12 protein-coding genes are annotated in these 14,109 nt (G+C 61.3%); 3 read left to right on the forward strand and 9 right to left on the reverse strand.

Annotated features, from left to right (window positions below):
* Positions 1 to 39: 39 nt before the first annotated feature.
* Positions 40 to 876, forward strand: coding sequence for an HAD family acid phosphatase (locus HU759_RS20030; protein ID WP_170040398.1), 837 nt, complete (start codon positions 40 to 42; stop codon positions 874 to 876).
* A 15-nt stretch (positions 877 to 891) separates the two neighbouring features.
* Here the strand turns inward: HU759_RS20030 and HU759_RS20035 are convergent, their stop codons facing one another.
* The gene (locus HU759_RS20035) at positions 892 to 1,380 is read right to left on the reverse strand and encodes a type VI secretion system tube protein Hcp (protein WP_170040396.1); all 489 of its coding nucleotides are present in this window, start codon (positions 1,378 to 1,380) and stop codon (positions 892 to 894) included.
* Between the two features lie 185 nt (positions 1,381 to 1,565).
* Between HU759_RS20035 and HU759_RS20040 the strand changes: the two genes are divergently transcribed.
* Both HU759_RS20040 and HU759_RS20045 read left to right on the forward strand, forming a co-directional pair.
* Complete coding sequence (locus HU759_RS20040) at positions 1,566 to 2,480, forward strand: NAD synthetase (protein ID WP_170040394.1); 915 nt, start codon at positions 1,566 to 1,568, stop codon at positions 2,478 to 2,480.
* A complete protein-coding gene (locus HU759_RS20045) occupies positions 2,477 to 3,043 on the forward strand; it encodes a hypothetical protein (RefSeq protein WP_017138715.1) in 567 nt (188 codons plus the stop codon). Before HU759_RS20040 ends, HU759_RS20045 begins: the two co-directional genes overlap by 4 nt.
* A gap of 32 nt (positions 3,044 to 3,075) precedes the next feature.
* Here the strand turns inward: HU759_RS20045 and HU759_RS20050 are convergent, their stop codons facing one another.
* The 8 genes from HU759_RS20050 to HU759_RS20085 all read right to left on the reverse strand — a co-directional run bounded on the left by HU759_RS20050 (position 3,076) and on the right by HU759_RS20085 (position 14,049).
* Positions 3,076 to 4,260, reverse strand: coding sequence for an EAL domain-containing response regulator (locus HU759_RS20050; RefSeq protein WP_170040392.1), 1,185 nt, complete (start codon positions 4,258 to 4,260; stop codon positions 3,076 to 3,078).
* Between the two features lie 159 nt (positions 4,261 to 4,419).
* Positions 4,420 to 6,570, reverse strand: coding sequence for a phospholipase C, phosphocholine-specific (locus tag HU759_RS20055; protein WP_170040390.1), 2,151 nt, complete (start codon positions 6,568 to 6,570; stop codon positions 4,420 to 4,422).
* Positions 6,571 to 6,928: 358 nt separating this feature from the next.
* Entirely contained in the window at positions 6,929 to 7,351 is a 423-nt protein-coding gene (locus HU759_RS20060; protein WP_017138711.1) for a RidA family protein, read from the reverse strand.
* An 11-nt stretch (positions 7,352 to 7,362) separates the two neighbouring features.
* Positions 7,363 to 8,946 carry an FAD-dependent oxidoreductase gene (locus HU759_RS20065; protein ID WP_170040388.1) on the reverse strand — a complete coding sequence of 528 codons (1,584 nt, stop codon included), beginning with the start codon at positions 8,944 to 8,946 and terminating at the stop codon, positions 7,363 to 7,365.
* A 10-nt stretch (positions 8,947 to 8,956) separates the two neighbouring features.
* A complete protein-coding gene (locus HU759_RS20070; protein ID WP_099549947.1) occupies positions 8,957 to 9,880 on the reverse strand; it encodes an ABC transporter substrate-binding protein in 924 nt (307 codons plus the stop codon).
* Between the two features lie 18 nt (positions 9,881 to 9,898).
* A complete protein-coding gene (locus HU759_RS20075) occupies positions 9,899 to 10,672 on the reverse strand; it encodes an amino acid ABC transporter ATP-binding protein (protein WP_138450888.1) in 774 nt (257 codons plus the stop codon).
* Positions 10,665 to 11,630 (reverse strand): amino acid ABC transporter permease, encoded by a 966-nt coding sequence (locus HU759_RS20080; RefSeq protein WP_017138707.1) that lies wholly within the window; start codon positions 11,628 to 11,630, stop codon positions 10,665 to 10,667. The genes HU759_RS20075 and HU759_RS20080 overlap by 8 nt, the downstream gene beginning before the upstream one ends.
* A gap of 25 nt (positions 11,631 to 11,655) precedes the next feature.
* Positions 11,656 to 14,049 (reverse strand): TonB-dependent receptor, encoded by a 2,394-nt coding sequence (locus HU759_RS20085; protein ID WP_170040386.1) that lies wholly within the window; start codon positions 14,047 to 14,049, stop codon positions 11,656 to 11,658.
* Positions 14,050 to 14,109: the final 60 nt, after the last annotated feature.

Below are 14,109 nucleotides of genomic sequence, written 5' to 3' on the forward strand. Positions count from 1 at the left end.
TAAGGTGCTGCCCACACGCGTCCACCGCCGAGGCATCCCATGCGCCACCTGATTTTCGCCAGTGTCTGCCTGCTGACCACCGCCCTGACCGGCTGCCAGCAGACCCCGCCGGCCAACGACCAACTCGACGCCGTGCTCTGGACCCAGACCTCCATCGAACACGAGCTGATCTACCGCCAGCTGTTCGCCAACGCCACCCGCCAACTCGACGTGGCCCTGGCCGACCCGACCTGGGATGCCCTGCCCTTTCCACCCCGCAACCTGAACGGCTTGCCTCCAGCGGTGGTGGTTGATATCGACGAAACCCTGCTGGACAACGTGCCGCTGAACGCGCGCGATATCATCAATAATCAAATCTATTCCTACGATCGCTGGAACACCTGGGTCGACCAGGCCAAGGCCCAGGCATTGCCGGGCGCAGTGGCTTTCCTGCACGCCGCCGAGCAAAAAGGCATCAAGGTTTACTACCTCACCAACCGCGAACACAGCCAGGTCGCGGCCACCGTCGCCAACCTGCGCCTGCGCGGGTTTCCGGTGGCCAGCGACACGCAGGTCCTGGCCGCCAGCACGCCCATCGGCCATTGCGAAAGCGCCGGCTACGGCAAGACATGTCGCCGTCAGTGGGTCGCCAGCCATGCCCGCGTATTGCTGATGGCCGGGGACTCGCTGGGTGATTTCGTGCAGGCCGAACACAACACCCTTGCCGCCCAACGCAAAGCGGTGGAACCCTATGTGAGCTGGCTGGGGCAACGCTGGTTCCTGCTGCCGAACCCGAGTTACGGCAACTGGTACAGCGCGCCGTATGGGGATGATGAGAAGTTGCCGTTTGAACAAAAACGCAGGCTCAAACAGCAGGCATTGCAGTTGGAACAATAAGAGGCTGGCTGGTGCTCAGGCTTTGATGTTCTGCCGAATGTTCCAGCCAAACTTCACTGGCCCGCCGTCCTTGGTACCGTCGACCTTCTGCGGCTGGTAGCTGACGTCGACGCTGGCGAAATTGAGAGCGACGCTGTCATGCACGACGTCGGTGTTGCTTTCAGCATTCGTGCTGTAGGACACCACCATGACTTCCTTCAGGGTAATCACCAGATACTCCACCGGGCTCGCACCGCCGGCCTTGCGTACCACCAACCTGGCCTCGGGGTAATGCTTGCCGCTGGCGCAGGCCATCATCAGGTTGGGGCTGGACTTATCCAGTGGTTTTGTCAGGTTCAGGTTGGCGATATTGACCTTGCCCGCACCGCCGCCCGTACCGCTGTGCATCGAACCCGACTGCGACATGCCCCACGCCCATTGGGTGATGTCGATCTCGTCGCGATGGGCCTGGTCCCTTGATTCACCCTTGATATCACCCAGCTTCAAAAACATATCGACTGCCATGTTTGCTCCCTGCCTTGGTATACGTCGGTAGTGACGTGGGGCGCACTTTTCCTCAGCCACCGCGGTGCACGCAAGACGCTAACGCCGGTTAGAGACGCACCCGACGTTAAATGGCGAACCTTCCGACATTCAGCGGCACCGCCTCATCTTTACGCTCTCGACTCCCGCAATAACAGGAGTTAAGGATGACGGCTTCCCTGCTCAAAGATGGATTCCCTTCGGCCCACCGCACCACGCGTCAGCGGATTGAAAGCAGTATTGATCTGCGCAAGTTGTTCTTCACCATCGATAGCGACCCGGCGCTGATTGGCGCGGGGGTGGTGTATATCGATGACATGTTTAACGTGGTGGTACTGCGTGAGTTTCAGGCGATTTGCAGTGTGCGACCGATCAAGGTCGTGCTGCGTGAGGCGCCCAAGTATGTGGGGCCGGTGGAGTTCAAGCGGATGTTGGAGCATGAGCCGCGCGAGTCGGAATGGGTGGCTGAAGCGCTTGGCACGGCGGTGACCTGTACGGGGGCGATTCTGAGTTGGGTAGTCATTACCAGTGGCGTGATGTTGATGCCCTTTACGGCGGGGACGAGCGCGGTAATTACGTTTATCGGCAAGGCTGCTCTGGCTGCCAGTATGACCCAATGCGCCATCGGGTTAGGTCGAACCAGTGTAGAAGCGTTTGCGCCCCAATACCTTGATCTTCTGGATAACGAAACCTGGTATCAGGCCGTTGTTACGACGCTGGATGCCATTGCATTACTTGGCGTCGCCACTTCTGCCTTGACCACAATCAAAACAATAAACACAGCAACAAGAGTCACTGGCAAACCTCTCAAACAAGTACTCAAAGGTCTGAACCGGCAAGAACGAGCGAGACTGAATGATGAATTGCTCAGGCTTCGTGATCCTCGATTAACCCTAAAAATCCTCAAGGTGAAACAAGCCACCGGCGTATTACCAAAACGAATCAGTGCCACAGAAATGCAACTTGCTACCGCCAATCACATAAAAGACACCTTGGCTGCAACCCTGGGTTTCGCGAGCAGCTCGATGCCAGGAAATATCAAGACGTGGGCTATTGGTATCTACGAGGAAGTCAGCCAGTGAGCAAGCATGTACCAAAAAAAGGTCTTAGCGGATCCGAAAAGGATGAAATATATGAAGATCGCAAAGCCCTGACCTCTGAGGATCGCGCTTACGCATACTTCTATTTTGAGAACCCACAAACGTTCAGGAGACGCTACGCGCTAGTGATTGGCGCCGATCTAATTACCGGCTGCTCCACGATTGCAATGACTGCCGTCTTACTGTTGCTGACCTTTCTCTCCAGACTTCCGGAAGACCTTGCAATTAAGATCTGTTTTCTCGGCAGCATCGCAGCAGGCCTTGTCCTGTTTTTTTCCAAGGCTCAGGTCAACTATGGGCATATCCGCGCGGTATGGATCAGTGTCGGTATTTACTTAATTTGCTTGCTGATATCCCTACCCGCAATTGCGTACCGCCCGCCGCTTTTTCTCTACGCTATGTCATTGCTTAGCCCACTGACCGGCCTGCTGATCCTCAACAGCAACCGCTGCCGCGAACTGCGCCACAAGATGGTCGAAATCCGCCTCAAGCGCGAAGACATCATCGCCACCCTGAAAAAACAGGGCCGCTGGAAATGGTGGTGAGCGCCCTGCCACCTGTATTCGCTCAACGCCCATCAAGCCACGTTCTGCAACCGCCACAACAACTGCTCGCCACTCATCGCCGGCGCATACACATACCCCTGGCCCACCCTGCAGCCCATCGCCAGCAATTGCCGCTGCTGCTCCTGGGTTTCGATGCCTTCCACCACCACGCTCATGCCCAGGCTGTCGCCCAGCGCCAGGGTGCTGTGGATCACCGCACGGCAACGTGGGTCGGTGGTCATGCCGCGCACAAACTCGGCATCCAGCTTGATCTCGTTGAACGGCAGCTGACACAGGCGTTGCAAGGATGAAAACCCGGCGCCGAAGTCATCCAGGGACAGGTTGCAACCGAGCATGCGCAAACGCATCAGGCACGCCAGGCTGCTCGCCGAGGCTTCCAGCATGCCGCTTTCGGTCAGCTCGAAAGTCACGCTGGAGCGCGGTGCCTTGAACGGCGCCATGACGTCCTTGATCTTCCTGCCCAACCCACCCTGAGCCAATTGCTTGGCGTGCAGATTGAACGCCAGGTTCAAGGTCATGCCGCTTGCCCTGACGTGTTGTTGCAGGGTCAAGGCCTGGTGCATCTGCGCAAACAACAATGGGTCGAGCAGCCCGCAACGCTCCAGCACCGGCATGAAGGCCATTGCCGGTAACAGACCGTAAAGCGGGTGCTGCCAGCGGCTCAACACTTCCACGCCGATCATCTCGTTGGTCCACAGGCTGAATTTGGGCTGGTAGTACGCGTGCAGCTGGCCGGCAGCTAATGCGTCGCATACTTGCGCCTGAGTAAACAATGGCAACGCAGGTGAAACCGCAGGCACGATCCCCCCAACAGGCTGATGACGATGCAATACCTCTTCGAGCTGATTGAGGGTCGCCAGCTTTTCGACATGGCCAAGCAAACACACGCCGAGCAGGCTGGTGAACTGTTGCAGGGCTTGGCTGATCCCGGTCGGCTGATGGCCGCTGACAATCACGCCATGCAGCCACCCTTGTTGCGCGGCATGTTGCAAAAACTCCAGCCCATCCATGCCGGACATGGACAAGTCGCACAGTACGACATCCACCCCGTGAACGCTTTCCAGGAGGGCCAAGGCTTCAGTGGCATGCGTCGCCTCGATCACCGCATGCCCCAACCGTTTGAACTGGCTCACGACGACGGCGCGCTGAAAGGCGTGCTCCTCAAGGATCAGGACGCGTAAAGGCTGGCTCGTCATTGGCGTGGGCTCGTGGGTGGTGGACCCAACGATTGTCTAAAACTGCCCGGAAAAAGCGCGGATGTTTAATCCTTTATGAACGTAGGATATTTCTCAAAATACTAACTCCCGGCCAAAGGCAGCGGATCGGTTCAACGCTATCCGCCGCCTCAGGGTTTGCTACACCGGCTTGCCCATCAACGGGTCACTGATGCTATGCGCCCCCGTCTCAACCCGCCCCGCCACACGGCGCACCCAGCCATGCTCATTACGCACGGTGAAGTCATACCAGCCACCGCTCGGCTGACGGGAGAATGTGCGTTGCTGCGAGCTGTGGCCAGCAATCTCCAGCAGCCATGGGCCTTGATGGGTGTAAGGGCAGCGCTTGATCGTCACCGAGGCTGGATGCTTGCTGGGGTTGATCACCGTCAGTTGAACGCTGTCCCCCTGGTAAGCCACTGACAGTTCGGGTTCGCGGCGTTGCAGATCACCCTTGAATGATCGGTGAAAGCCGTTCGGCCCCAATAGCCACAGGTCATAGCCGCCAGCCACTGGCCAGGTATCACTGAGGTGCTGTTCGGCGCCCACGGTGTAGCGCCGCGGGATGTCTTCCAGGTGCAGTCGGTCGTAGACGTGGAAGACCGCGCCCTGTTCGCCATGGTTGAAGAAGTTCAACGTCAGCTCACCGGCGCGACGATCAACGTCACCTTCGACGTTCAACTGGTATGGCAACGCACGGGATGGTCGAGCCATGCGCGCCTGATGCGGCGCCTGTTGCCGACCTTCAGCAGGCACCACAACCTGGGCCAGTTGTTCCTGGCGCTGGCGCAGCAAATCCGCCGCCCGGCGGGTGGTTTCATGCAGTGGCGGCAACAACTCGGTGTTGGGGTTGACGAAGTTGAACGCCGAGGTGAGGTCGCCGCATACGGCGCGGCGCCAGGCGCTGATATTGGGCTCGCGCACCTGGAAGCGCTTCTCCAGAAATTGCAGCACCGAGGTGTGATCGAACGCCTGGGAGTTGACCCAACCGCCGCGGCTCCAGGGCGACAGCACCAGCATCGGCACCCGTGGGCCAGGGCCGTAAACACCACCGTCAGGCGCAGGCTGTTGCGTGGTGCCGGGCGGCGCCGGGTGCGTGAAGATTTCGCTGTCGAACTTGACCGTGGATTTGCCGGCAAAGCTGCCATCGGCACGCTTGGACGGGGCTGACGGTGAAGGGACGTGGTCGAAGAAACCGTCGTTTTCATCGTAGTTGACCAGCAATACAGTCTTGCTCCAAACCTGCGGGTTTTCAGTCAGCGACTTGAGAATCTCCTGGGTGAACCAGCCACCCTGCACCGGGCTGGAAGGCCCAGGATGTTCGGAGTAATTGGCCGGGGCGACCAGCCAGCTCACCTGAGGCAAGCGGCCGTTTTTTATGTCATCGCGAAAGCCCTGGATGATCGCTTCCAGGTCACTGCCGTTTGCCGATGGCAGTGTGTTGCCGTTGCCTTTGTACAACGGCACACGGGCGTTGAGTTGATCGCTGTAGGGCACAAAGGCCTTGAAGTCTTTCGGTGGTTCCGCCGGGTTGCCGGCCGCAACGCTGGCGGCGCGGTACTGGCGAAAACCAGCCAGCGGGTTGTCGCCAAAGTTATCCGGCAAGAACTGGTAGACCTTCCAACTCACGCCCGCCTCTTCCAGGCGCTCAGGGTAGGTTTTCCAGGTGTAACCCACGCTCACTGCGCCAGGGCCGTCCCATTCATTGACCACCGCAGCCACATTGGCGCCGGTCGGGCCGTTGGTGCCGGTCCAATGGAACAGCCGGTTCGGGTTGGTGCCGGCGTGCACCGAACAGTGGTAGGCATCGCACAGGGTAAAGGTGTTGGCCAACGCAAACTGGAACGGCAATTCCTGCTCGCGGTAATAGCCCATTGACGTGTTGGTCTTGTAGGTTGGCCAGGCATTCATGCGGCCGCTGCCCCAGGCGGCGTGTTCGTCAACCCAGGAATGTGGCGTGCCGTCGACACGCTGGGCATTGCCGCGTGAACTGTCCAAATGATAAGGCAATACGCGCCGCCCCTTGCCCTGTTGCTCCCAGACTTTGCGGCCGCCCGGCAGCGGAATGGTGAAGCGGTCGCTGAAACCACGTACGCCGGGCAAGGTGCCGAAGTAGTGGTCGAACGCGCGGTTTTCCTGCATCAGGATGACTACGTGTTCGACGTCCATGATCGTGCCGGTGCGGTTGTTGGCGGGGATCGCCAGCGCCTGGCGGATGGAGTCGGGTAGCAGGGTGTAGGCGGAGCCGATGGCGGCGGCCTTCAGCAGGGTGCGGCGGGTGAGAGTTGGCATGGCACTAATCAATCCCTGGGGTGCTTGAGATAAAAACGCTCAAGACAAAGTAGAGACTGCAAGCGACAAAAAGGTGACATGCGGTTACTGACAATCCGATGATCTGTTCACGGGCCTGCCACCAATGGTGGTGAGCAGCTTGTTGTGGCTAGTGGCTTATTGTGGCAAGCAGGCTTGTTGTGGCGAGCAGGCTTGCCCTGCGTTGGGCTGCGCAGCAGCCCCAGTAAAGGCACCGGGATTCTCCTGAAGGAACTCAGCGCCTGGTTTCAGGGCCGCTGCGCGCCCCAACGCAGGGCAAGCCTGCTCGCCACAACAAGCCACAGCAAGCAAGCTATCCACAACAGCGCATTCAATAGAGTCAGGCCGTTCTGGCCGCAATCGCCTCCACTTCCACCAGCGCCCCTGGCAACGGCAATGCCACCACCTGCAACGCCGTGCGCGCAGGCTTGTTCGGCTGCTCTGGCGTGGCGAAGAACTGCGTGTAACCACGCTGCAACCCGGCAAAGTCGAGCTTGCCGTCGGTCTCTTCGGCCCCCACCAGAAACACGCGCAATTGCACGATATCGCCCAGGTCCAGGTCTTGCTGCTGGAGGATCTTGCGCAGCTTGTTGAACACCGACACCGTCTGCACTTCGGTGTTGCCGTAAACCCCTGGCACGTTCGGGTCGGCCAGGTCGGGCAAGGTACCACTGACGAAAATCAGGCTGGCGGAGGCCGGTACGGTGACGGTTTGCGAGATGGGAAAATCGCCGACGCTGGTGCGTTGGATGCTGTCGCTCATGGTGATGCTCCTCAGGAGGCGGCGAGTGCCGCAATCTGTTGTTGTTGGGTAACGCGCTCGGCCAGCTGCGCGACCACATGCCGCGCCGAGTTGGCTGCCGACTCCTGCCAGATGCCCACACCGCTTTGCACCAGGCCGTCGCCGGCGAAGTACACGCGGCCGTGGGCCTGTTCCAGCAAGGCACTGGCGTCGGCCGGGAAGTGTTCGCGTTGCAGCCATGGGCCTTCGCTGTAGGGGATCTGTTCCCAGGACACCGCCAGCGGGTGGCGCAGGTGTTTTGAATAACCCGGATGCAGCAGTTCCACGGCTTCTTTGGACGTGGCGTACTGCTGGTCGAACGGCTTGGCGCCAAACACGTCGGCGCCCTCCCCGGTCACGTAGCCGGCCACCAACAAACCGTCGCGGGTGTTGAGGTCGTTGCTGGGGTACCACAGCAGGCGCGCCGGGTGTTCGATCCACGACAAGCCGCCGTAGGTGCGATAGTCGGTTTCCCAGAAGCGCGGCGATTGCCACGCCACTTTGGTCGCCTGATCACTGCGGGTGCTGAGCAAGGCGGCTTTGACCCGGTCGCTGAAGTCGGTGTCGAGTTTGGCCAACAGTGGCAACGGCAAGGTCGAGACCAGGTAATCGGCCCGCACCACCTGTTCGCGGCCGCTTAGCTGGTCGTGGTAGGTCACCGCCACGCCGTCTTCAAGCTGGCGGATCTGCCGCACCTGGGCGCCGAGTTGCACGTGCTCACGCACGCGCTGGTAGAAGGCGTCGGTGATGCGGTCCATGCCGCCGACGGGTTGGAACATGGTGGCGGAAAATTCCGGGAATTCGGTGTGCAATAACGCGCCCCACAACTCCGGATGCAGCAGCCGGTCCAGCGCCAGCGGGCTGCGGCTGGCGGGCAGCGCGCCGGGGTGGGCAGGCGACTCCAGGTGACCGGAGCGCAAGCTGCCTTCAAAGGCCAGTTCCTGCGACAGATCGCCATACACCTGCAAAAACGCCAGCAAGCGCGTGCGCTCTTCACTGCTCAACACATCATCGAGGGCATCGCGCTGCACGGCTTTGGCCAGCAAGCCGGACAAATGCCCGCGGGTGTCATTGATCGCCTGGCCGACGGTGAACGCCGGCTGTTGCAGGTCGGGCCGCACCTGGGCGCCGTGGCTGCTGTTGACCAGCACTTCCAACGGCACACCCAGCTCGCTGCAATAGTCGAGAAGCGTGCGGTGCTGGCTCGGAATCCTGGCGGGACCGGCGTTGAAATACAGGCCGTTATCAAACGCTACGGTTTGCGTGCGGCCGTCCTTGTAGTCCACGCGGTCGCCATTGCGCAGGGTCCAGGTGCGCCCGCCCACGCGGTTGCGGGCCTCCAGTATTTGTACGCTGAACCCGGCGCGGCTGAGTTCCAGGGCCGTCACCAACCCGGCAATCCCGGCGCCCAGCACCAGCACACGAGTGCCCTGCCCCAGGCCCGCGTTGAGTTTCAGCGGTTGCGGGCGGCGATGTGACGACGGCCCCAAACCCAATACCGCCAATGCATCCTTGACGGCCTTTTCGCCGCCTACAGCGGCGATGCTCGACAGCGCTTCACGGCGTGTCAGTCCCATGTCGATGCTCCTAGTCCGGCAGGCCCGGTGGGTTGATCAGCGAGGTGTCGACGCGCTCGATGTCCAGGCCCCAGCGTTGCAGCACCTGTTCGTATTGGCCGCCGGCAATCGCGCCTTGCAGGGCGGTGTGAATCGGCTGGATCAGGCCGTTGTCCTTGCGGGTGGTCACGGCGATATCGGCCTTCAACGGCCAGCCGCCGTTCACCGTACCCACCCGCTTGATGCCACCGGTGACCGCCGCCGAATAGGCATACACCGAGTTAGGCCCGAACAGCGCATCGCTGCGACCGGACTGCACCGCCAGTTGCGCGGCGGCCTGGTCGTCGATGTATTGCAGGAGCGCAGGCTTGATACCGGCCTTTTCATTGGCCTCGTTCCAGGCCAGCAAGACCTTTTCCTGGTTGGTGCCGGAGCCGACGATGATCTTCAGCCCGGCAATGTCGGCGGCCTGTTTGATCTCGGTGATTTTGTTGGTGCTCTTGACGTAAAAGCCGAGCACATCCTGGCGATAGGTGGCGAAGTCAAAACGCTTCTTGCGCGCCTCGGTCACGGTGACGTTGCTGATCACCGCGTCGTACTTGCCGGAGCTGACGCCCAGCGGCCAATCCTCCCAACTGGTCTGCACCACATTGAGTTGCAGGCCGAGGCTGTCGGCCACCAGCTGCGCGGTGTCGGCTTCGCTGCCAATGGTGGTCTTGTCGTCATTGGCCAACAGCGCCAGCGGCGGCCCGGCCACGCCGGACACGGCCACGGTGAATTTGCCGGGCTGGGCGAACTTGAAGCCCGGCGGGATCTGCGCAATCGCCGCTTCATTGCGCGGTACATGGATACGCACACGGTCGGGGCTGAAATCCACCTGTTGCACGGCGAACGCGGTTTGCGCAGCACCGACGGCAAGCGTCAGCAGGGCCACGCGGGCAGTATTGATGAACATGGGCAGTCACTCCTTGAACTAAAGCACCTTGCCCAGAAAGGCCACGGTGCGGGGATGTCGGGGTTGGCGAAACATCTGTTCGGGCGGGCCTTCTTCGATCAGTTGGCCGTCACACAGGAACACCACGTGGTCGGCCACTTCGCGGGCAAACCCGATTTCGTGGGTGACGATCACCAGGGTCACACCCAGTTGGGTCAGGCCTTTGATCACGTCGAGCACTTCGCCCACCAGCTCCGGGTCGAGGGCTGAGGTGGGTTCATCGAACAGCAGCACTTTGGGATCCAGCGCCAGGGCGCGGGCGATAGCCACACGCTGTTGCTGGCCACCGGAGAGCTGGCGTGGGTAGGCATCGACTTTGTCGGCCAGGCCGACCTTGGCCAGCAGCTCGCAGGCCTTGGCCTGCGCCTCGGCCTTGCTCCAGCGCTTGTGGGCCAGCGGTGCTTCGGCGACGTTTTCCCAGGCGGTGAGGTGCGGGAACAGGTTGAAGTTCTGGAACACAAAACCCACGTCAATGCGGCGCTTGAGAATCTCGCGTTCTTTTAATTCGTAGAGCAGGTCACCCTTGCGCCGATAGCCGACGTATTCACCGTCGATGGTGATGTGCCCGCTGTCGATTTTTTCCAGGTGATTGATGGTGCGCAGCAAGGTGGATTTGCCCGAGCCGGACGGCCCGAGAATCACCGTGACCTTGCCTGGGTCGATGGTCAGGTCGATGTCTTTCAACACCTGCTGGTTGCCAAAGCGCTTGCCCACGCCCTGGATCTGAATGCGCCCGGCGCGTGCTTCAGCCATGGGTTTTCTCCTTGAGCCAGCCGCGCAGGCGTTGCAGCGGTGTGGGCGGCAGTACCCGCGCCGTACCGCGCGCAAAGTGGCGCTCGACGTAGTACTGGGCGCTGGTCAGCACCGTGGTGATGATCAGGTACCACACGGTCGCCACCACCAGCAGCGGGATCACCGCCTGGGTGCGGTTGTAGATGACCTGCACGGTGTAGAACAGCTCCGGCAAGGCCAGCACGTAGACGATGGACGTGCCCTTGACCAGGCCGATGATTTCGTTGAAACCCGACGGCAAAATCGAGCGCAGCGCCTGGGGCAGGATGATGCGAAAAATCCGTCGCGAAGCCGGCAAACCGAGGGCCGCCGCCGCTTCATGCTGGCCGGCATCCACGCCAATCAAACCGCCACGAATGATCTCCGCTGCGTAGGCGGCTTGCATCAGGCTCAGGCCCAACACCGCCACGGTGAATTGGCTGAGCACATCCACGGTCGACCACTCGGCGAACACCACGCGGGTGAACGGCACCCCGAGCACGATGTGGTCATACAGGTAGGCAAAGTTGTAGAGGATGATCAGCACCAGCAGCGCCGGCATCGAGCGGAAAAACCAGATATAGCCCCAGGCCAACGCCGCCAGCAATGGCGAGCCCGACAGCCGTGCCAGCGCCAATGCAGTGCCGAAGAGGATGCTGAACACGGTACTGAGCAGCGTCAGCAGCAGCGTCTGGCCGAGGCCGCGCAGCACCGAGGCGGAAAAGAACCACTGGCCGAACACGCCCCACTCCCAACGCGGGTTGGTGGCCAGTGAATGCACGATGGCGAGCAGCACCAGCGCAGCGAAGATCGACCCGGCCCAGCGCCACGGGTGGCGGGCGGGAACCACTTGCAGGGCCTTGATGGGCGTTGCAACGCGGCGCTGGCGAACCGGGCTGACGTCTTCGATCAGGTCATAGGATTTGGCGACAATGGGCATGTTCTATTCCTCGCGGGTTGCGGCCTTAGAAGGCGTAAGTCAGCCGGGTGTAGTAGTACCCGCCGGTAAAACCGTAGGGCGAATAAGTGCCGTAGCTGGCGAGCATGGTGCTGCTCGGCACGCCTTGTTTCTTGGGGTAAAGGTCGAACAGGTTCTTGGCGCCGACGGCGATGTTGAGGGCTTTGGTGAGGTTGTAGCCAAGGTCGAGGTCAGTGATCCAGCGGGCGTTGTAAACCCGGTCCAGGTCGCGATTGGCCGAGAAATTGACCTCTTTGTAGGCGCCGTAGCGGGTCAGGGCCAGGTTGAGGTTGAAGCGGTCGATGCTCCAGTCGCCGCCGAGGATGAGTTTGGTCTTGGGCTGCACATCGGTGATCAGGCCACGGGCCTGGCGGTCCATCAGGTCATAGGGCGTGCCGAGGATATCGGTGGACGCCTTGTAGTTGAGGATCTTGGTCTGGTTCCAGTTGAATGCGGCGGTCCACTTCAAGGCGCCGAACTGGCCGAGGTCCTGGTTGTAGTTGCTGACCAGATCCACGCCCTTGGTGCGGGTGTCGGCGCCGTTGATAAAGTACTGGCCGCCGGAGGTGGAGTTGATGCCGTTGCTTTGCAGTACCTGAGTGACTTCGGGGCCGAGCAAGGTGCCGGTCAGGGTGATGCGGTCGCGCAGGTTGATCACGTAGGCGTCGGCGGTGAAGTTCAGGCGGTCGGTGGGCGTAAGGGTGAAACCCAGGCTGAAGTTGGTCGAGCGCTCGGGCTTCAACTCTTGGGCGCCGAGGGCCTTGGCCGCCGCCGAACCCACCGGCAATACGCCGTAGTTGATCGACTGATACACGCCGTCGACCACGCCATAAGTGGTGGAGCGCGCACTGAACAGGCTATTCGCCAGGGACGGCGCGCGAAAGCCGTTACTGACGGTGGCGCGCACGGCAAATTGCGGGGTGAAATCGTAGCGTGTGGTCAGCTTGCCGCTGCGGGTGGCGCCGATGCCTTCGTTGTAATGCTCGTAGCGAAAGGCGGTGCCGATGTACCAGTCCGGCAGCGGGTTGAAGCCCACATCGACATAGCTGGCGAGGCTGTTGCGCGAGGCGCTGCTTTCTTCATCCGGCGAAATGCCGTTGGTGACCTGCGCCCCGGATGACGCGCAGTTGCCGGGCGCCACGCAGTAGCCGCCATTGGCATAAGACGCGTAGTCACCCGCCTGCACCTCATAGGTGTCGCGCCGATGTTCGAAGCCGTAGGACAGGTCCAACGGTTTTTGCAGGCCGACATCAAAGCCGCGCTTGAAGTCGAGGTTGGTGGTCAGCTCGGTGGAAATCCAGGTGCCAGAAGTGAAGCTGTTGGGCGTGTACTCGCCCAGCGACGGGTTCTGGTTGTGGGTGGTGCCCTGTTCCGCCTCGTTGCGCCCGTAGGTGGTGGACAAATCCCAGTCCCACGCGCCAACGGTGCCTTTGCCGCCGAACGCGGCCTGGAAATCGTCCTCGTCGATGTACCAGGTCGGCGTGTACCCGGCCGGGTAGCCATTCGGCCCGGTGGTGATGGTGTTGGTGATGGTCGGCAGCCGGTAGTTCTGCCCCTGCTCGGCCTTGCGCCGCGAGTAGGTGGTGAAGGAATACAGGCTGAGGCTGTCATCAATCGGCAGCTCGGCGTTGTAGCCCAGGGTCAGCAGATTGGTCTTGGGCGTGCCGTAACCGCCGTAGGTCGATCTGCCGGCCTGGTTGTAGGCTTGCTCATAGGTGTAGCCGTTGGCGCTGGCTTTGTTGTCGTCATTCTGGCTGCGCGCATCCAGGGCCAACTGCACAACGCCGCCGTTGCCGATTTCAAACCCCTTGTTGAGGCTTTGTTGCACGGTTTGCTTCTTGCCGTCGTAGCCCTGACCGACGTTGGTGACGGCGGTGCCGCTGGTATCAGCCTTGAGGATCACATTGATGACCCCGGCGATGGCATCCGAGCCGTACTGGGCGGCGGCGCCGTCGCGCAGCACTTCCACATGGTCGATGGCACTGATGGGGATCAAATCCAGGTCGGCCGGTGCCGCGCCGGTGTTGATGCCATTGATGTTCAGCGTGGCGCTGGTGTGGCGACGTTTGCCGTTGACCAGCACCAGCACTTCGGCAGCACTCAAGCCGCGCAGGTTGGGCGCACGGGCAATGCCGCTGGCGTCCCAGCCGGTTTTTTCAGGCAGGGTCAGCGACGGGATCACCGCGCTCAAGGCTTCCATCAAGCCAGGCTTACCGGTGCTTTGCAGTTGCCTGGCGCTGACCACATCGATCGGCACCGGGCTGCTGGTGACGGTGCGCTGCTCGGCGCCACGGTTGCCGGTGACCACCACGGTGGACAAGGTGCTGTCGTCCTGGGCGGATGCAGTGCCGGCCAACAGGGCCAGCGTGAGTGCGGCGGTGGGGGGTAAAACTTGCTTCATGACCACTCCAGGCTTTCCGAATCGCGAAGTCGGGCAGTCGCGCGGCGGGCGCGGTGCTCG

This window comes from Pseudomonas sp. OE 28.3 (assembly GCF_014268205.2).
Classification (GTDB): Bacteria; Pseudomonadota; Gammaproteobacteria; order Pseudomonadales; family Pseudomonadaceae; genus Aquipseudomonas; species Aquipseudomonas edaphica.

Bases quoted from the DNA above. Each gene is read 5' to 3' on its own strand.
- HU759_RS20055 (WP_170040390.1), bottom strand. From the start codon at position 6,570: ATGCCAACTCTCACCCGCCGCACCCTGCTGAAGGCCGCCGCCATCGGC.
- HU759_RS20060 (WP_017138711.1), bottom strand. From the start codon at position 7,351: ATGAGCGACAGCATCCAACGCACCAGCGTCGGCGATTTTCCCATCTCG.
- HU759_RS20030 (WP_170040398.1), top strand. From the start codon at position 40: ATGCGCCACCTGATTTTCGCCAGTGTCTGCCTGCTGACCACCGCCCTG.
- HU759_RS20040 (WP_170040394.1), top strand. From the start codon at position 1,566: ATGACGGCTTCCCTGCTCAAAGATGGATTCCCTTCGGCCCACCGCACC.
- HU759_RS20035 (WP_170040396.1), bottom strand. From the start codon at position 1,380: ATGGCAGTCGATATGTTTTTGAAGCTGGGTGATATCAAGGGTGAATCA.
- HU759_RS20085 (WP_170040386.1), bottom strand. From the start codon at position 14,049: ATGAAGCAAGTTTTACCCCCCACCGCCGCACTCACGCTGGCCCTGTTG.
- HU759_RS20070 (WP_099549947.1), bottom strand. From the start codon at position 9,880: ATGTTCATCAATACTGCCCGCGTGGCCCTGCTGACGCTTGCCGTCGGT.
- HU759_RS20075 (WP_138450888.1), bottom strand. From the start codon at position 10,672: ATGGCTGAAGCACGCGCCGGGCGCATTCAGATCCAGGGCGTGGGCAAG.
- HU759_RS20080 (WP_017138707.1), bottom strand. From the start codon at position 11,630: ATGCCCATTGTCGCCAAATCCTATGACCTGATCGAAGACGTCAGCCCG.
- HU759_RS20050 (WP_170040392.1), bottom strand. From the start codon at position 4,260: ATGACGAGCCAGCCTTTACGCGTCCTGATCCTTGAGGAGCACGCCTTT.
- HU759_RS20065 (WP_170040388.1), bottom strand. From the start codon at position 8,946: ATGGGACTGACACGCCGTGAAGCGCTGTCGAGCATCGCCGCTGTAGGC.